This window comes from Pseudomonas sp. SCA2728.1_7 (assembly GCF_018138145.1).
Classification (GTDB): domain Bacteria; phylum Pseudomonadota; class Gammaproteobacteria; order Pseudomonadales; family Pseudomonadaceae; genus Aquipseudomonas; species Aquipseudomonas koreensis_A.
Genome location: NZ_CP073104.1, coordinates 5,610,401 through 5,627,112 on the forward strand (window position 1 = coordinate 5,610,401; position 16,712 = coordinate 5,627,112).

Here is a 16,712-nt window from a genome sequence, read left to right on the forward strand (position 1 = left end):
AATGGGCAAGGGTGAAAACAAGCTGATATTTCCGTCTCTCCTTAGGGAAATGTCCGGCCTGACTTGTGGTCGGGTCTCTCACTCTTCTGTATCGGCCATGCGTAATCAAAGATTAACCACTGGGTGACAAAATGCCTGACTCCTCGCAACTCGTAATCGGCGCTGATCTCGCGGGCCAGCAGATTGCTCAGGCCATGCGCCTGGCGAACCGCCACGGACTGGTCGCCGGCGCCACCGGTACCGGTAAAACCGTTACTTTGCAGCGTTTGGCCGAGGCGTTCAGCGACGCCGGGGTCGCGGTGTTTGCCGCGGACATCAAGGGCGATCTGTGTGGCCTCGGTGCGGCCGGCAACCCGCAGGGCAAGGTTGCCGAGCGTATCGCCGGGATGCCGTGGCTCAACTACACGGCGCAGGCTTATCCGGTGACACTGTGGGATATCCACGGTGAGTCCGGTCATCCATTGCGCACCACGTTGAGCGAAATGGGCCCGTTGCTGATCGGCAGCCTGCTGGAACTGACCGACAGTCAGCAGTCGGCGCTCTACGCAGCCTTTAAGGTTGCCGATCGCGAGGGCCTGTTGCTGCTGGATCTGAAAGATCTGAAGGCGCTGCTCAATCATCTCAAGGAAAACCCGCAACTGCTGGGCGAAGACGCGGCGCTGATGACCACTGGCTCGAGTCAGGCGCTGCTACGCCGTCTGGCGATCCTCGAGCAGCAGGGCGCCGAAGCCTTGTTCGGCGAACCGGCACTGCAACTCGAAGACATTCTGCAACCGAGCGCCGATGGCCGTGGGCGCATTCACTTGCTCGACGCGAGTCGTCTGGTACACGAGGCGCCGAAGGTCTACGCGACGTTCTTGTTGTGGCTGCTGGCTGAGCTGTTCGAGCAGTTGCCGGAGCGCGGCGATGCCGACAAACCGCTGCTGGCGCTGTTTTTCGATGAGGCGCATTTGCTCTTTGGCGATACACCCAAGGCACTGCAGGAGCGGCTGGAACAAGTGGTGCGCTTGATCCGTTCCAAAGGGGTTGGCGTGTACTTCGTCACGCAGTCGCCGGCGGACTTGCCGGATGACGTGCTGGCGCAGCTCGGCCTGCGCATTCAGCATGGCTTGCGCGCCTTCACTGCCAAAGAGCAGAAATCCCTGCGCGCGGTGGCGGACGGCTTCCGGCCTAATCCGGCGTTTGACAGTTTGTCGGTGTTGACTGAACTGGGGATTGGCGAGGCCTTGGTCGGCACGCTGACCGAAAAAGGCACGCCGGAGATGGTCCAGCGCGTGCTGGTGGCGCCACCGCAATCGCGGATCGGGCCGTTGACCGAGACTGAGCGCACGGTGTTGATTGCCGGATCGCCGTTCAAAGGGCGCTATGACAAGCCGATTGATCGGGAATCGGCGTATGAAATTCTGATGGGACGCAAGGGCCTGGCGCCTGAAGCCGAGGCAACCGCAGGCAAGCCTGCGCCTGAAGAGCCGAGCCTGGCCGACAGGGCGGGAGAGTTCCTTGGCACCGCCGCCGGCCAAGCGCTGAAATCCGCCATGCGCCAGGCGGCCAACAATCTGGGCAAACAACTGGTACGCGGCCTTATGGGCTCTTTACTCGGTGGCAGCAAACGCCGCTGATCTAATGTAGGAGTGAGCCTGCTCGCGATTGCGGTATGCCAGTCACGACAATGTCGACTGTTTCACCGCTATCGCGAGCAGGCTCACTCCTACAATTATTGATAGCCGTCAGGACTTGTCTTTGGCGTGCGCCGCCAGTCGCTCCAGCGCCGCACGCAACCCCGGATCAGTGATCCCGTCCGCCGTCGCCTGAATCGTCGCCGCCGCTTCCGTGGACAAATCCATCGTGTGCCCGGCTGCCCCGCGTTGAACCGTCGGCGGCTGCACTTTGAACAGAATCCGCGTCAGACTGGCGAACTCGTCAAACATCTGCAATTGCCGCTGCAGGCGTTTTTGCTGATAGCGCAGGCGTGTCGCCCAGTGGCCGTCGGTGACAATCAGCAACAGACTGCCTTCGCGCCACGAGGCGACATGGCAGTGTTCGCGGGCGGCAGGTTGCAGTTGGCTTTCGAGCAGGCGCTGCAAATGACCCAGTCGTTGGGCATGGCCGAGGATGGCTTTGAGCGGCTTGGCTTCGCGCAGGAGAACGGCGGGTGCTCTGGCCGTAAGAGGGCGGAATGCCATGATCGAACACCTGAAGTAACAGAAACGCCATGGTAGCAGAAAGGCCGAAATCACTCGCCCATTGCTTTTGCCCCCGCTTTACCCATTAAATCAACGACTAACTTCTGCCTTGTATGACTTGAAGTTGAGCAAAACGCCCCTATTTTAAGTGAGCCCCGTCAAAGCGCAGTGCCAGCATCGTGGAACATCGCCACTTTCCTCACTTCCGTTTCCGGGTAGAATGCTCGTTCGCATGCGGCCATGAGGGCTGCACGGGCGACGCTCACGGGGCCGCCCTCCATCCCTTTAGTGTGGAAGATCCTGCCGATATGTTTGCGCCTTTGTTAAAGAAACTTTTTGGAAGCAAGAACGAGCGTGAAGTCAAACGCATGCTCAAGACGGTGCAGCTCGTCAATGCCTTCGAAGAGCAAATGGTGGCCCTTTCGGACGATCAATTGCGTGCCAAGACCGCTGAGTTCAAGGCCCGCATCGCCAAAGGGGAAACCCTCGACAAGCTGTTGCCAGAAGCCTTTGCGGTCGCCCGCGAAGCCGGCAAGCGCATCATGGGTATGCGCCACTTCGACGTACAGCTCGTCGGTGGCATGACCTTGCACGAAGGCAAGATCGCCGAAATGCGCACCGGTGAGGGTAAAACCCTCGTAGCGACCCTGGGCGTTTACCTCAACGCACTGTCCGGCAAGGGCGTGCACGTTGTGACGGTGAACGACTACCTGGCGCGTCGTGACGCCAACTGGATGCGTCCGCTGTATGAATTCCTCGGCCTGACCGTCGGCGTCGTGACGCCGTTCCAGCCGCCGGAAGAGAAACGTCTGGCCTACGCCGCCGACATCACCTACGGCACCAACAACGAATTCGGTTTCGACTACCTGCGCGACAACATGGCGTTCAGCATGGAAGAAAAATTCCAGCGCGAACTCAACTTTGCCGTGATCGACGAAGTCGACTCCATTCTCATCGACGAAGCGCGTACCCCGCTGATCATCTCCGGTCAGGCCGAGGACAGCTCCAAGCTGTACATGGAGATCAATAAACTGATCCCGCAGCTGGAACTGCACGTTGAAGAAGTCGAAGGTGAAGTCACCAAGGCTGGCCACTACACCGTTGACGAGAAGACCCGTCAGGTCGAACTCAACGAAGCCGGTCACCAGTTCATCGAAGACATGCTCACCCGCGTCGGCCTGCTGGCGGAAGGCGAGAGCCTGTACTCGGCACACAACCTGGGCCTGCTGACCCACGTGTATGCCGGTCTGCGTGCGCACAAGCTGTTCAATCGCAACATCGAATACATCGTGCAGGACGGCCAGGTCGTACTGGTCGACGAACACACCGGCCGTACCATGCCCGGTCGTCGTCTGTCCGAAGGCCTGCACCAGGCCATCGAAGCCAAGGAAGGTCTGAACATCCAGGCCGAGAGCCAGACCCTGGCCTCGACCACGTTCCAGAACTACTTCCGTCTGTACACCAAGCTGTCCGGCATGACCGGTACCGCCGACACCGAAGCGTTCGAATTCCACCAGATCTATGGTCTGGAAGTCATGGTCATCCCGCCGAACAAACCGTTGGCGCGTAAAGACTTCAACGACCTGGTGTTCCTCACCGCCGAAGAGAAATACGCGGCGATCGTTGCGGACATCAAGGAAAGCATGGCGGCCGGTCGTCCGGTGCTGGTGGGTACTGCCACCATCGAAACCTCCGAGCACATGTCCGCATTGCTGGTGAAGGAAGGCATCGAACACAAGGTTCTCAACGCCAAGTTCCACGAAAAAGAAGCCGAGATCATCGCGCAGGCCGGTCGTCCGGGCGCTCTGACCATCGCCACCAACATGGCCGGTCGTGGTACCGACATCCTGTTGGGCGGTAACTGGGAAGTTGAAGTCGCGTCGCTGGAAGACCCGACCCCTGAGCAGATTGCCCAGATCAAGGCCGACTGGCAGAAGCGTCACCAGCAAGTGCTGGAATCCGGTGGTCTGCAAGTGATTGCTTCCGAGCGTCACGAATCGCGTCGTATCGACAACCAGCTGCGTGGCCGTGCCGGTCGTCAGGGTGACGCTGGTTCCAGCCGCTTCTACCTGTCGCTGGAAGACAGCCTGATGCGTATCTTCGCCTCTGACCGGGTGAAGAACTTCATGAAAGCCCTGGGCATGCAGCCGGGCGAAGCGATCGAGCACCGCATGGTGACCAACGCGATCGAGAAGGCGCAGCGCAAGGTTGAAGGCCGTAACTTCGACATTCGCAAGCAACTGCTCGAGTTCGACGACGTCAACAACGAACAGCGTAAAGTGATCTATCACATGCGTAACACGTTGCTGGCCGCTGACAACATCGGTGAAACCATCGCTGATTTCCGTCAGGACGTGCTCAACGCCACCGTCAGCGCGCACATTCCTCCGCAATCGCTGCCAGAGCAGTGGGACGTGGCCGGTCTGGAAGCCTCGCTGCAGAGCGACTTCGGTGTAGCGTTGCCCATCCAGCAATGGCTCGACGAAGACGATCACCTGTACGAAGAAACCCTGCGCGAGAAGCTCATGACCGAGCTGATGGCGGCGTACAACGAGAAAGAAGACCAGGCCGGTGCCGACGCACTGCGCTCGTTCGAGAAACAAATCGTACTGCGCGTGCTGGACGACCTGTGGAAAGACCACCTGTCGACCATGGATCACCTGCGTCACGGTATCCACTTGCGTGGCTACGCTCAGAAGAACCCGAAGCAGGAATACAAGCGCGAGTCGTTCACGCTGTTCTCCGAGTTGCTCGATTCGATCAAGCGCGACTCGATCCGTGTGCTGTCGCACGTTCAGGTGCGCCGCGAAGATCCGGAAGCCGAAGAGCAACGTCTGCGTCAGGAAGCCGAAGCACTGGCCGCCCGCATGCAGTTCGAACACGCCGAAGCGCCAGGTCTGGAGCAACCGGAAATACTCGGTGAAGAGGTTGATGTCGCCCTCGCCACCGCGCCGGTGCGCAACGAACAGAAGCTGGGCCGCAACGAACTGTGCTACTGCGGTTCGGGCAAGAAATTCAAGCATTGCCACGGGCAGATCCAGTAAAACCCGTTTCAATCGCTGAAATACCCGCGCCGCGACCGGCTCCTGCCGTCGCGGCGTTTTGCCATTTAAACCACCGTCGCTGCGCGTGGCGGTGCTGACATCATTGAGTAAGGAGCGCATTCATGGCTGTTGGTCTTGGTCCTTTGCCAACGTTGCACCCGGTTGCCGGTTTTGAACTCGGTATCGCCTCGGCCGGCATCAAGCGCCCGGGGCGCAAAGATGTCGTTGTGATGCGCTGCGCCGAAGGCTCGACCGTGGCGGGCGTGTTCACCTTGAACGCTTTTTGCGCCGCGCCGGTGATCCTGGCGAAGAAACGCGTACAGAACGCCGTGCGTTATTTGCTGACCAACACCGGCAATGCCAACGCCGGTACCGGCGAGCCGGGGCTGGCCGCTGCCGAGCGCACCACCGCCAGACTGGCCGAGCTGACCGGTGTCGATGCCAGCCAGATTCTGCCGTACTCCACCGGCGTGATCGGCGAGCCACTGCCGGTCGAGAAGATCGAAGGCGCCCTGCAAGCCGCGCTGGACGATCTGTCGGAAAACAACTGGGAAGCCGCTGCCACCGGGATCATGACCACCGACACTCTGCCGAAGGGTGCCAGCCGCCAGTTCGCGCATGACGGCGTGACCATCACCGTCACCGGTATCAGCAAAGGTGCGGGCATGATCCGCCCGAACATGGCGACCATGCTCGGTTACATCGCCACCGACGCCAAAGTCTCCCGCGATGTCCTGCACAACTTGATGCTCGACGGCGCCAACAAGTCGTTCAACCGCATCACCATCGACGGCGACACCTCGACCAACGACTGCTGCATGCTGATCGCCACGGGCAAGGCTGCACTGCCGGAAATCACCCGCGCTGAAGGCGAGCTGTTCGCCAAATTGAAGCAGGCGGTGTTCGAAGTGTGCATGGACGTGGCCCAGGCCATCGTGCGTGACGGCGAAGGCGCGACCAAGTTTGTCACTGTTGAAGTGAATGGCGGCGGCAATCATCAGGAATGCCTGGACGTTGGCTACACCGTGGCGCACTCGCCGCTGATCAAGACCGCACTGTTCGCTTCTGACCCGAACTGGGGCCGTATTCTGGCTGCCGTTGGTCGTGCCGGCGTGCCGGATCTGGACGTGAGCAAAATCGACGTGTTCCTTGGCGAGGTGTGCATCGCCAGCCGTGGCGCCCGTGCGGCGACCTACACTGAAGCCCAGGGTTCGGCGGTGATGCAGCAGGAAGAGATCACCATCCGCATCGAACTGGGTCGTGGCGATTGCAGCGAAACCATCTGGACCACCGACCTGTCGCATGAATACGTGAAGATCAACGCCGAATACCGCACTTGATCCTAGACCGGGTCGCTTCTTTCGCGAGCAGGCTCGCTCCCACAGGGGATTTGTGGCGACACGATCCAATGTGGGAGCGAGCCTGCTCGCGAAGACGGCAGCTCAAAGAATGTAAGTCTCCAGGTTTCTCCACTGACGAAAAGGCGCCACACCCATGTCCCTGCACCTGATCATCGGCGACAAACTGCTTTCCTCCTGGTCCCTGCGTGCCGCCCTGGCGCTCGAACTGACCGGCGCACCCTACAGCGAAGAACTGATCAAACTCGGCAAGCCCGACACCCGCGCGCTGCTGCTCAAGCATTCGCCGACCGCTAAAGTCCCGCTGCTGCAAACGGCGCGCGGCACCATCGCCGACTCACTGGCCATCGCCGAATACCTCGCTGAACAGTTCCCGTCCGAGCAGCTCTGGCCGAGCGATATTTTCGCCCGCGCCCAGGCGCGATCCGCCTGCGCTCAAATGCACAGCGGCTTCTTCGCCATGCGCAATCACATGCCGTTCAACCTCAACCATGACGCACCGCTGAACCCGGTACCGCCGGAAGTGAAGGTCGATATCGAACGCATGCTCGCGCTGTGGGCCGAGTGCCGTGCCGCCGCGACCGAGAGCGGGCCGTATCTGTTTGGTCGCGTGAGTCTGGCCGATGCCTTCTTCGCGCCGATTGCCGTGCGTCTGCGCACCTACCAAGTGCAGCTGCCCGCCGCCGACGAAGCCTATGTTGAAACCGTCTACCAATGGCCCGCCTTCAAGGCATGGCAGAAGGCTGGACTGGAGGAGTTGAATCCGTGAAACGTGTACACGTCGCCGCTGCGGTCATTCGTGACGACAGTGGCAAAATCCTCATCGCCCGCCGCGCCGACACCCAGCATCAGGGTGGTCTGTGGGAGTTTCCCGGGGGCAAGGTCGAGGCTGACGAGTCGGTCGAAACTGCGCTGGCCCGGGAGCTGCACGAAGAGTTGGGCATCGTCGTTGGCGCCGCCCGCCCGCTGATCAAAGTGCGTCACGATTACCCGGACAAGCAGGTATTGCTGGATGTCTGGGAAGTCTCGGCATTCACCGGTGAACCACACGGTGCCGAGGGCCAGCCTTTGGCTTGGGTGACCGCGAAGGAGCTGGCGAACTATGAGTTCCCGGCCGCCAATCAGCCGATCGTTGCCGCCGCGCGTCTGCCGGCGGAATACCTGATAACTCCTGAGGACCTGGAAACCCCGGCGTTGCTGCGCGGAATCCAGAAGGCGATTGCCGGTGGGATCAAACTGATCCAGCTGCGCGCACCGAACGGCTACGACCCCAAGTACCGCGATCTGGCTGTTGATGCGGTGGGGCTGTGTGCCGGCAAGGCGCAGTTGATGATCAAGGGGCCGTTCGAATGGCTCGGCGATTTCCCCTCTGCCGGATGGCACATCACCTCTGCACAGCTGCGTAAATATGCGGCGGCGGGGCGCCCGTTGCCGGCGGAGCGCTGGCTCGCGGCGTCGTGCCACAACGCTGAGGAATTGGCGTTGGCGGAACAGATGGGCGTGGATTTTGTGACCCTGTCGCCGGTGCAGCCGACGCTGACTCACCCGGATGCGCAGCCGCTGGGCTGGGAGCAGGCTGAGGTGTTGATTGAAGGCTTTAGTAAGCCGGTGTTTCTGTTGGGCGGGGTTGGTCCGGCGGAGCGGGACAAGGCTTGGGGCGTTGGCGCGCAGGGTGTGGCGGGGATTCGCGCGTTCTGGCCTGACTCTGTTTAACGGCTACTGACCTCATCGCGAGCAGGCTCACTCCTACAATTGACCGCGTTACTTCAGGTAGAACGCGGTCAACTGTAGGAGTGAGCCTGCTCGCGATGGCGTCCTATAGGGCGCTACTTTTCTGCTGGCTTGGCAGCCGGCTGCCAAAGAATCTCCGCAATCCCCTGCCGCCGCGCAATCAACCGCGCCGCCACAAACAGCAAATCCGACAACCGATTGATATACGCCAGCCCAACCCCGGCCAACGGTTCCAGCGCATTCAGATGCTGACACCGCCGCTCGGCACTCCGCGCCAGGCTCCGGCAGACATGGGCCTGGGCAATCAGCATTGACCCGCCCGGCAAAATGAAATTCTCCAGCGGCCCCAGTTCTTCATTCCACACATCGATCGCAGTTTCCAGTCGTTCGATTTCTGCCGCGTTCAACGCCTGATACTCCGGCATCGCCAGCTCGCCACCCAAATCAAACAAGCGATGCTGACAAGGCGCCAACACCTCGATCAGTTCATCCAGCCCCGGATACGTGTCGCGCTCGGCCAGCAACCCGGCCAGCAATACACCGACCTGACTGTTCAGCGTATCGACCTCGCCAATGGCCTCGATGCGCGGGTGATCCTTGGGCACGCGACGGCCGTCACCCAGGCCGGTTTCGCCTTTGTCACCGGTGCGGGTGTAGATTTTCGACAGGCGAAAGCCCATGGGTTACCTCGATATTTGATTGGTTTCAGCAGCGATGGGCAGCGGTTGCGTCAGCGGCAGGCGCAAGGTGAAACAGGTGCCCTGGCCCGGTGCTGACTGCACTTCCATCTGTCCTTTGTGATTGTTGGTAATGATGAAGTACGACACCGACAAGCCAAGCCCGGTGCCCTGGCCGATTTCCTTGGTGGTGAAGAACGGCTCGAAGGTGCGTTTGCGCACGTTCTCGCTCATGCCGATGCCGTTGTCCTCGACCTGAATTTCGGCCCACGGTGGATTGAGCTTGGTGCGCAGGATGATCCGCCCAGGCTCACTGTCGTCTTCGCGCTGGTGAATCGCCTGCGCGGCGTTTTTCAGCAGATTGAGCAGCACCTGTTCCAGTTCGTTGGCGGTGCCCGGCACCGGGCCGAGCGCCGGGTCGAACTGGCGGATGATCGCCTGGCCCTTGAAGTCGAAACCGATGGCCAGGTCGAAGTCGTTGCCGGCGATTTCCACGGCTTGATCGATCAGTGCCGGCAGATCGCACGGCGCCATTTGCCGGGTACTGCGGCGGCTGAAGCTGAGCATGTGCGTGACGATTTTCGCTGCCCGGGCACCGGCCTGTTGAATGCCATCGAGCAACTGCGGCACTTCGCGGCCCTGCAGGTAGCGGTTCACCGTGTCCAGGTCGATGTTCAGTTGCTCGGCGGTTTCGAGGTTCTTTGGCAGGTCGGCGGAAAGGCGTCGACGGATGTTTTGCACGTTGTGCAGGATCGCCCCCAGCGGGTTGTTGATCTCGTGGGCCATGCCGGCGGCGAGGCCACCGACCGAGAGCATTTTTTCCGACTGCACCATCATTTCTTCCAGCGACAGACGCTGGGTGATGTCATCGATGCGGATCACCACGCCACGCCCGGCACCGCCCATCAATGGATAGAACGTCAGCGCGTAATGCTTCGGTTCTTCATCCTTGAACCAGGTTACCCGCTCGATTTTCGCCACGGTGTGCTGCTCGACCGTCTGCTTGAGTTGCGGCAGAAATGGCTTGAGCGGTTCGAAGGCTAGGAAGATCGGCTGGTTCAGCGCTTCGTCCAGTCGCGTGCCGGAGAGGGCACTGGCTTCCTGGTTCCATTGGGTGACGTAAAGTTGCTCGTCGAGGGCGATCAGCGCCGAGGGCATCGAGTCGATGATGCTGTTGAGGTAGTTCTGGAAACCGGTGAGCTTCTTCTCGATCTTGCTGCGCACCTGGACTTCGAGTTCCAGTTTGCGATTGGTGTGGCGGGTTTCCTCGGCCAGCCCTTGGGCCTGATCGTAGGCGGCTTGCGAGTCATCGCGGGCACGCTTGAGTTGCTGTTCGCGGGCTTCGATGCGCGACAGCATGGTATTGAACGCCTCGGCGAGGCTGCCGATTTCGTCGTGGTTGCCGCGTGAGGCGCGCAGGGCGTAGTTTTCTTCGCGGGTGACCTGGCGCGAGAGCTCTTCCAACTGATGAATCGGGCGGGTAATCAGACGTTTGATCTGCCGGGCAATCACCAGCCACAACAACACACTGAAAATCAGAATGCCGAGGCTGGCGGTCAGGGTGCCGGTGTAGAAGGCCATCGGCAGTTCGCTGCTGGCCACCAGCAACAGATGGCCCGGCGCAGTGCCGGGGCGGGGCAGGGTGATCAACTGGTTGCTGCGAAACTCGGTCAGTTGCCACGCTTCGATGTGCCGATAACGTTCCGGCAGGCTGAGTTTGTCGCCGTGCTGGACTTGCGCCAGGCGTTCGCCCTTGCCGTCATACAGCGCGGCGGCGCGCAGCGGTGAGTAGCTGTCGAGCTCTTTGAGCAGGCGCTCGGCGCTTTGCGGTGATTGCAGGGCCTCGCTGACCAGACTCGGGTTGGCAATCAGTCGGCCGATGGTCTGCAAGGCCTGCGGCGCCATGCTTTCCTGGGAGATGTAATAGGCGGCGCTGATAAAGGTCAGGTTGGCGACCAGCAGAACCGTGGTCAACAGCACCAGCAGGGCGGCCAGCAGTTTCTGGCCGACCGGCAGGTTTTCGAGGCGCTGGCGCAATGGCATCAGGTTTATCGCAGCAAAGGAACAAGTGGCCAGCGTAGCCGCTGCTCAGTCGCTGGGCAATCCACGGCTGTTCAGATGCGCGATCAGCCGCTGTTGCAATTGATTGAGGTGCGGCAGGTTCAACTGGTGGCGCGCAGCGACTTTGCAGGCATAGCCCAATAGATAGCTGATTTCCGTGCGGCGTTGATTGGCGACGTCCTGATACATCGATGAGTAATTGGCGGCGGTGGCATGGATGACCCGTTCGACTTCCTGTTGCAGATTGTCGGCGGCGGCGGGTTGGCCGCAACGCTCCAGCAACTCGGCCAGTTCAGCGCACAGGGTGGCGACTTCGCAATGGTGTTCCTGCAAACCACCGTTGCGGCAGTTGTGCAGCACGGTCAGCGGATTGATCGCACAGTTGAGCGCCAGTTTGCGCCACAGCCGCGTGAGGATATCGGTGCTCCATTCGTGGGGGATTTTCGCCGCGTCGAGATCATCCAGCCAGATCGGCGCGACGGGATGGCCAGCGTCGCCCAGCCAGGTGAAACCGTGGCCGGCAAACACTACACGCCAGTCGCCATCGCGAAACGCGCCTTCTGTACTGGAAGCGCTGATGCAGCGTGCCAATGGCACAAGGTTGGCGACGGCGTCCTGACTGCCGAGGCCGTTTTGCAGAAGGATCAGTTCGGCGTCCGCTGTCAGCCGTGGGGCGAGGCGGGCGACGGCGCTTTCGGCGTCGTAGGCCTTGCACGCGACCAGCAAGCGGCGGATTGGCTCGGGGCTGTCGGGTGTTTCGCCGGGGACCGCATAGGTGCTCGCCACACCGTGCTCCACCAGCGTCAAGCCGCCCGCTGCTTCATAGCTGCGCAAGCGCTCGGCATTACGCACGATCAACCTGACCGGCAGACCCGCGCGGGCCAGACGTGTGGCCCACAGTGTGCCGAGACTGCCGGCGCCCAGTACATGCCAGGGGGTGGACATCAGTTTTTTGCTCGATTGCGTACAGGCATGTGCGGCTCGCCGTGTCGGTGGGAAAAGACCCGTTATAATGAGCCCGATTTTAACCGCAAGCCAAGCGCGCTCCATCCACATCGAGCGCGCCTTTTTATTGGAGAGATTACATGCCGTCGTTCGACGTGGTATCCGAACTGGACAAACACGAACTCACCAACGCGGTCGAGAACGCCGTGAAGGAACTCGATCGTCGTTATGACCTGAAAGGCAAAGGCAGCTTCGAGTTCAAGGAAAAGGACCTGACCGTCAGCCTGACCGCTGAAGCCGGGTTCCAGCTGGAAGCGATGATCGAAATCCTCAAGCTGGCGCTGGTCAAACGCAAGATCGATGTGCAGTGCCTTGAAGTCAAAGACGCCTACGCATCGGGCAAGCTGATGAAGCAGGACGCCGTGCTCAAGGAAGGCATCGACAAGGAACTGGCGAAGAAGATCGTCGGCCACATCAAGGACGCCAAGCTCAAAGTGCAGGCGGCCATTCAGGGCGAGCAAGTGCGTGTGACTGGCAAGAAGCGTGATGACCTGCAAGAAGCCATCGCGGCATTGCGTGCCAAAGAATTCGGCATGCCACTGCAGTTCAACAACTTCCGCGACTAAGCTCGGTCAGATGACCTGTGGGAGCGAGCCTGCTCGCGAAGGCGCCGTGTCATTCAGCAATGAGTTGACTGACACACCGCCTTCGCGAGCAGGCTAGCTCCCACATTGTTTTGTGTACACCCGGCGGGTTTCTGCCGCTTATTTTTCGCGTGCCGAACGGCCGGAAATCAGGAGATAGAACATGGATTTGAATGCTGAGGTGGACAACCTGGTCAAGGCATCCCAGGCGTGGATCCCGATGATCATGGAATACGGCAGCCGCGTGCTGTTGGCAGTGATTACCCTGGCCATCGGCTGGTGGCTGATCAACAAGGTCACGCAGAAAATCGGTGGCCTGCTGGCCCTGCGCAATGCCGATCTGGCGCTGCAAGGTTTTATCAGCAGCCTGGCGAACATCATTCTCAAAGTGCTGCTGATTGTCAGCGTCGCTTCGATGATCGGTGTTGAAACCACCTCTTTCGTTGCGGCGATCGGTGCGGCCGGTCTGGCGATCGGTCTGGCCTTGCAGGGCAGCCTGGCGAACTTCGCCGGCGGCGTGCTGATTCTGCTGTTCCGTCCGTTCCGTATCGGTGACTGGATCGAAGCGCAAGGAGTGGCGGGGACTGTCGACAGCATCCAGATTTTCCACACGGTGCTGCGTACCGGCGACAACAAGACCATCATCGTACCGAACGGCAACCTGTCGAACGGCATCATCACCAACACCAACCGTCAGCCAACTCGTAAAGTCGTGTTTGATGTAGGCGTTGATTACGAAGCCGATCTGCAAAAGGCCCGTCAGGTGCTGCTGGATCTGGCCAAGGATGAGCGTGTGTTGCAGGATCCTGCGCCACAGGCCGTGATTTCGACGCTGGGCGACAGTTCGATCACTGTTTCCCTGCGGGTGTGGGTTAAAACTGCAGACTACTGGGACGTGATGTTCATGTTTAACGAACAGTCGCGTGATCGTTTAAAGACTGCCGGCATTGATATTCCTTTTCCGCAACGCGTGATTCGTGTGGTGCAGGAATCGGTAACACAATGATAGGTTGCTAATTAATTGCCTGACTTGTCGGTCAGGCAACTATTGCAAGTGACAGGCAATAAAAAAGGCCCATCGCAAGATGGGCCTTTTTTTATGCTTCCAAACTAACCACTGACGATTACAAGATGTTCAGTGGGTATTCGGTGATCAGACGGAACTCTTTGACATCGCCTTCGCCCTGGTCGGAGTTGGCAACGTGCCAAGCCTGACGAATGCGGAAGGACAGATCTTTCGCCGGGCCAGACTGAACAACATATTTGGCTTCGAAGTTGGTTTCGTGGTGTTCGCCGTCTTCACCGTACAGCGGAGCGCCAGTGTTGGTGCGGTATTGGCTGTTTGCAGCCAGGCCGGTACCGTCGATGTCCCAACCTTTAACGTAACGAACCATGAAGCTCAGGCCTGGAACGCCGTACTCGGCCATTTTCAGGTCGTAACGGGCTTGCACGGATTTCTCGCCAGGACCGTTGAAGTCAGAGTACTGGATGGAGTTGGCGAGGAAGATCGAGTCGCCACCACGGTTGTTTTTACCCACACCGATGTAGTCGAACGGAGTATCGCCGTTGACCTTCTGGAAGGCCAGGGTGAAGGTGTGTGCTTTCAGGAACGACAGCGCGGTTGCCAGGGAGAACGTAGTGTTGCTGATGTCACCTGCCAGCTTGTCACCGGTGTCGGTGGTGCGGTAGATGTTGAAGTCAGTGTTCAGCGAAGTGTCACCACCGAATGGCGTGGTGAGGTTCACGTTGGCGTAGTACTGGTTCCAGATGTCTTCCAGCTTGGCGCCGTAGAGCGATGCGCTCAGGTTTTCGGTGATGCCGTACTTGCCGCCGAAGTAGTCGATCGAGTCGGCTTCTACGCCAGAGTAGTTGGAGTACAGACCGCCGTTACGGGCGTTCTTGTCCTGGCTGGTCGCCGAGTAGAAGTGACCGGCTTCGAGGTCAAGGTCTTTGATCTCGCTGCTCTGCAGCTGGAAGCCGCTGGCAGTTTGCGGAAGGATACGGGAACCGCCGATAGCGAACACTGGAGCAGTGCTTGGCTGTTGGTCGCCGACTTTCAGCTCGGTTTTGGAGATGCGGAATTTAATGGCTGCGCCGGCTTTGCCTTGGCTGTCATTAACGTCGCGGGAGTCATTCAGTGGATCAGTGTGGTCGCTACGGCTCATGTTGCCCGAACCGGAAGTACCGTCACCGCCATCGAGTTTCAAGGCCAGGTAGCCGAATGCATCAATACCGACACCAACGGTACCTTGGGTGTAACCCGAGGTGAAATTGGTCAGGAAACCCTGAGTCCAGTCCTTTACATCAGCGCCGCCGTTCTTGTTGTCGCGGTTGAAGTAGTAGTTCTTCAACGTCTCGGTGAGTTTCGCGTCTTCAACAAAACCTTTGGCTTCAGACTGGTCACTTACAAACGGTGCGGCCGTAGCCACTTGAGTACTGGCGGCTGCAGCAACTGCCAGTGCGATCATGCTCCACTTCATCACGCGCATCGTGATTTGCTCCTTTGGTTTTAGAAGAGTACTGCCGTCCCACCTGTTTTATTATCTGGGCGGCTCTTTCTTTTTGTGTCGGCGCAAACTTATATCACGCCGACAATGTTGGCGATACTTGCTGATCCAACCTTTCAGCTTCTTTACGACGTTGTCGCAAATGGCGCGGTGGATGTCGCAAATTCACAGTACCAATGCAGCCGGACTGACAACTTTCTCGCTGTTTATGGGCCTTTTTGCATCGGTAAAAAAGAGTCCCTGGCAAAACACTTGAATCTCCATCGGGCAACCCTGCCACTGTTCTTATGGGGCTTAAGGCATCCACTTCCAGTGGTGCGCTTATAGTCCATATGGGTACGAATGCAACAAGCGTGCACAAACCGCGATTTTGGTGCGGTTATTTTTCTGAACACCCGCCTGCGTTTGTGAAAACCTCGTGAAAGCTGGGCTTCAAGCCTGATTTTTTCATTGCTTGACGCCATTCCTCCTATGGTGTTGCCACGCCGAGAAGCGAGCATGACAACCAAAAACGTTACCGGTTCACCCCATCAGTGAGTATTTGGCGGATGCCCGACGCAGTGAGCGTAGACGCACTGTGCGGTTTTGGTGCAAAAAAATTTACAGCTGTTCTGAATTCATACAGCTTGCATGGGCAATGAAGCTGAACGTCTCTGCTGTTTTCGGTCATTTTGTCTGGCTGAGTGTCGATGTTGGTTCCGTGCTGGTGCGTCGCGCTCACAAATGTCACATCTCGGGGCGTTGGTAGAGCGACGGCGTACATCGTCGTCGTGAAGGCTGACGCATTCGCAGGTATGCTGCCGTCCTGTCGCTTGGTGCGCTGTCCCCATGGATCGCCGCTAAGCTGAATAATGAAGATCAGCCGGGAGTGCGCGCAGTGTTTGCTTTAGATTCACGACTTCAACAGGACACGCTGACGATCGGTGATTTCCCTCTCTGCCGACTGCTGCTGTCCAATGATGCCAATTACCCTTGGTTCATCCTGGTGCCTCGTCGCGACGATATCAGTGAGTTGTTTCAGTTGGATGTCGCCGATCAACAGCAGCTGTGGCAGGAAACCACCGCGCTGGCGGAGCTGCTCAAGGACCTGTTCGATGCCGATAAAATGAACGTCGCGACCTTGGGTAACGTTGTCAGCCAGATGCACATGCATGTGATTGTGCGCAAACGCGACGACGCAGCCTGGCCGGCACCGGTCTGGGGCAAGCACCCGGCCAGGCCATATAGTGCCGAGCAGGTCGCTGCCATTCGCGAACGGTTGCGGCTGGTCCTGACCGAGCATTTCACCTTTGTGGAGGGCTGAGTCATGAGTCTGGAAGAACGCGTTACCGATCTGGAAAGTCGTCTGGCGTTTCAGGATGACACCATTCAAGCGTTGAACGACGTACTGGTGGCTCAGCAGCGCGTGGTCGAGCGCCTGCAATTGCAGATGGCAGCCCTGCTCAAGCGCCAGGAAGAGATGGTCGGCCAGTTCGAATCCTTTGAGGATGAGGCGCCACCGCCGCACTACTGAGACCGGTACTTTTCAGCAGGCGTAAAAAAACCGCGAGCAGCACGCTGTT

At 59.3% G+C, this 16,712-nt stretch carries 14 protein-coding genes; 9 read left to right on the forward strand and 5 right to left on the reverse strand.

The features are described 5' to 3' along the window. The first annotated feature begins 131 nt into the window (after nt 1-131). Nucleotides 132-1,619: a helicase HerA-like domain-containing protein gene (locus KBP52_RS25070; RefSeq protein ID WP_212621199.1), complete on the forward strand. Its 1,488-nt coding sequence runs from the start codon at nt 132-134 to the stop codon at nt 1,617-1,619. A 108-nt stretch (nt 1,620-1,727) separates the two neighbouring features. Here the strand turns inward: KBP52_RS25070 and KBP52_RS25075 are convergent, their stop codons facing one another. After that, nucleotides 1,728-2,183 (reverse strand): DciA family protein, encoded by a 456-nt coding sequence (locus tag KBP52_RS25075; protein WP_077574296.1) that lies wholly within the window; start codon nt 2,181-2,183, stop codon nt 1,728-1,730. A 308-nt stretch (nt 2,184-2,491) separates the two neighbouring features. On the opposite strand from KBP52_RS25075, the gene secA reads away from it, so the two are divergent. The 4 genes from secA to KBP52_RS25095 all read left to right on the forward strand — a co-directional run bounded on the left by secA (nt 2,492) and on the right by KBP52_RS25095 (nt 8,298). Beyond that, nucleotides 2,492-5,227: a preprotein translocase subunit SecA gene (secA, locus tag KBP52_RS25080; protein ID WP_123593678.1), complete on the forward strand. Its 2,736-nt coding sequence runs from the start codon at nt 2,492-2,494 to the stop codon at nt 5,225-5,227. A gap of 122 nt (nt 5,228-5,349) precedes the next feature. Next, a complete protein-coding gene (gene argJ, locus KBP52_RS25085) occupies nt 5,350-6,567 on the forward strand; it encodes a bifunctional glutamate N-acetyltransferase/amino-acid acetyltransferase ArgJ (RefSeq protein ID WP_212621200.1) in 1,218 nt (405 codons plus the stop codon). 154 nt (nt 6,568-6,721) lie between these two features. Then, nucleotides 6,722-7,354, forward strand: a complete 633-nt coding sequence (locus tag KBP52_RS25090; RefSeq protein ID WP_116029985.1) for a glutathione S-transferase family protein — start codon at nt 6,722-6,724, stop codon at nt 7,352-7,354. Further along, nucleotides 7,351-8,298, forward strand: coding sequence for a Nudix family hydrolase (locus tag KBP52_RS25095; protein WP_212621201.1), 948 nt, complete (start codon nt 7,351-7,353; stop codon nt 8,296-8,298). The genes KBP52_RS25090 and KBP52_RS25095 overlap by 4 nt, the downstream gene beginning before the upstream one ends. A gap of 113 nt (nt 8,299-8,411) precedes the next feature. Here the strand turns inward: KBP52_RS25095 and KBP52_RS25100 are convergent, their stop codons facing one another. From KBP52_RS25100 to KBP52_RS25110, 3 genes are read right to left on the reverse strand one after another with little or no spacing between them, the layout of a single operon-like run. Continuing rightward, complete coding sequence (locus KBP52_RS25100) at nt 8,412-8,996, reverse strand: cob(I)yrinic acid a,c-diamide adenosyltransferase (protein ID WP_212621202.1); 585 nt, start codon at nt 8,994-8,996, stop codon at nt 8,412-8,414. Between the two features lie 3 nt (nt 8,997-8,999). Further along, entirely contained in the window at nt 9,000-11,036 is a 2,037-nt protein-coding gene (locus KBP52_RS25105) for a HAMP domain-containing sensor histidine kinase (protein ID WP_116029983.1), read from the reverse strand. Between the two features lie 45 nt (nt 11,037-11,081). Continuing rightward, entirely contained in the window at nt 11,082-11,999 is a 918-nt protein-coding gene (locus KBP52_RS25110) for a putative 2-dehydropantoate 2-reductase (RefSeq protein WP_212621203.1), read from the reverse strand. Nucleotides 12,000-12,139: 140 nt separating this feature from the next. On the opposite strand from KBP52_RS25110, the gene KBP52_RS25115 reads away from it, so the two are divergent. Next, complete coding sequence (locus KBP52_RS25115) at nt 12,140-12,625, forward strand: YajQ family cyclic di-GMP-binding protein (protein ID WP_007912755.1); 486 nt, start codon at nt 12,140-12,142, stop codon at nt 12,623-12,625. Nucleotides 12,626-12,806: 181 nt separating this feature from the next. Next, on the forward strand, nt 12,807-13,649 hold the full coding sequence (locus tag KBP52_RS25120; RefSeq protein ID WP_212621204.1) for a mechanosensitive ion channel domain-containing protein: 843 nt from the start codon (nt 12,807-12,809) through the stop codon (nt 13,647-13,649). 118 nt (nt 13,650-13,767) lie between these two features. Here KBP52_RS25120 and KBP52_RS25125 read toward each other — a convergent pair whose 3' ends face one another. Beyond that, nucleotides 13,768-15,132, reverse strand: coding sequence for an OprD family porin (locus tag KBP52_RS25125; protein ID WP_212621205.1), 1,365 nt, complete (start codon nt 15,130-15,132; stop codon nt 13,768-13,770). Nucleotides 15,133-16,027: 895 nt separating this feature from the next. On the opposite strand from KBP52_RS25125, the gene KBP52_RS25130 reads away from it, so the two are divergent. Both KBP52_RS25130 and KBP52_RS25135 read left to right on the forward strand, forming a co-directional pair. Continuing rightward, complete coding sequence (locus KBP52_RS25130) at nt 16,028-16,453, forward strand: HIT domain-containing protein (RefSeq protein ID WP_212623161.1); 426 nt, start codon at nt 16,028-16,030, stop codon at nt 16,451-16,453. A gap of 3 nt (nt 16,454-16,456) precedes the next feature. Continuing rightward, nucleotides 16,457-16,663: a SlyX family protein gene (locus tag KBP52_RS25135; RefSeq protein WP_038366649.1), complete on the forward strand. Its 207-nt coding sequence runs from the start codon at nt 16,457-16,459 to the stop codon at nt 16,661-16,663. Nucleotides 16,664-16,712: the final 49 nt, after the last annotated feature.

What these genes read in the sequence shown, in the direction of transcription:
- KBP52_RS25115 (WP_007912755.1), top strand. Translation starts at nt 12,140, where the DNA reads ATGCCGTCGTTCGACGTGGTATCCGAACTGGACAAACACGAACTCACC.
- KBP52_RS25135 (WP_038366649.1), top strand. Translation starts at nt 16,457, where the DNA reads ATGAGTCTGGAAGAACGCGTTACCGATCTGGAAAGTCGTCTGGCGTTT.
- KBP52_RS25105 (WP_116029983.1), bottom strand. Translation starts at nt 11,036, where the DNA reads ATGCCATTGCGCCAGCGCCTCGAAAACCTGCCGGTCGGCCAGAAACTG.
- secA (WP_123593678.1), top strand. Translation starts at nt 2,492, where the DNA reads ATGTTTGCGCCTTTGTTAAAGAAACTTTTTGGAAGCAAGAACGAGCGT.
- KBP52_RS25125 (WP_212621205.1), bottom strand. Translation starts at nt 15,132, where the DNA reads ATGCGCGTGATGAAGTGGAGCATGATCGCACTGGCAGTTGCTGCAGCC.
- argJ (WP_212621200.1), top strand. Translation starts at nt 5,350, where the DNA reads ATGGCTGTTGGTCTTGGTCCTTTGCCAACGTTGCACCCGGTTGCCGGT.
- KBP52_RS25120 (WP_212621204.1), top strand. Translation starts at nt 12,807, where the DNA reads ATGGATTTGAATGCTGAGGTGGACAACCTGGTCAAGGCATCCCAGGCG.
- KBP52_RS25090 (WP_116029985.1), top strand. Translation starts at nt 6,722, where the DNA reads ATGTCCCTGCACCTGATCATCGGCGACAAACTGCTTTCCTCCTGGTCC.
- KBP52_RS25070 (WP_212621199.1), top strand. Translation starts at nt 132, where the DNA reads ATGCCTGACTCCTCGCAACTCGTAATCGGCGCTGATCTCGCGGGCCAG.
- KBP52_RS25075 (WP_077574296.1), bottom strand. Translation starts at nt 2,183, where the DNA reads ATGGCATTCCGCCCTCTTACGGCCAGAGCACCCGCCGTTCTCCTGCGC.
- KBP52_RS25100 (WP_212621202.1), bottom strand. Translation starts at nt 8,996, where the DNA reads ATGGGCTTTCGCCTGTCGAAAATCTACACCCGCACCGGTGACAAAGGC.
- KBP52_RS25110 (WP_212621203.1), bottom strand. Translation starts at nt 11,999, where the DNA reads ATGTCCACCCCCTGGCATGTACTGGGCGCCGGCAGTCTCGGCACACTG.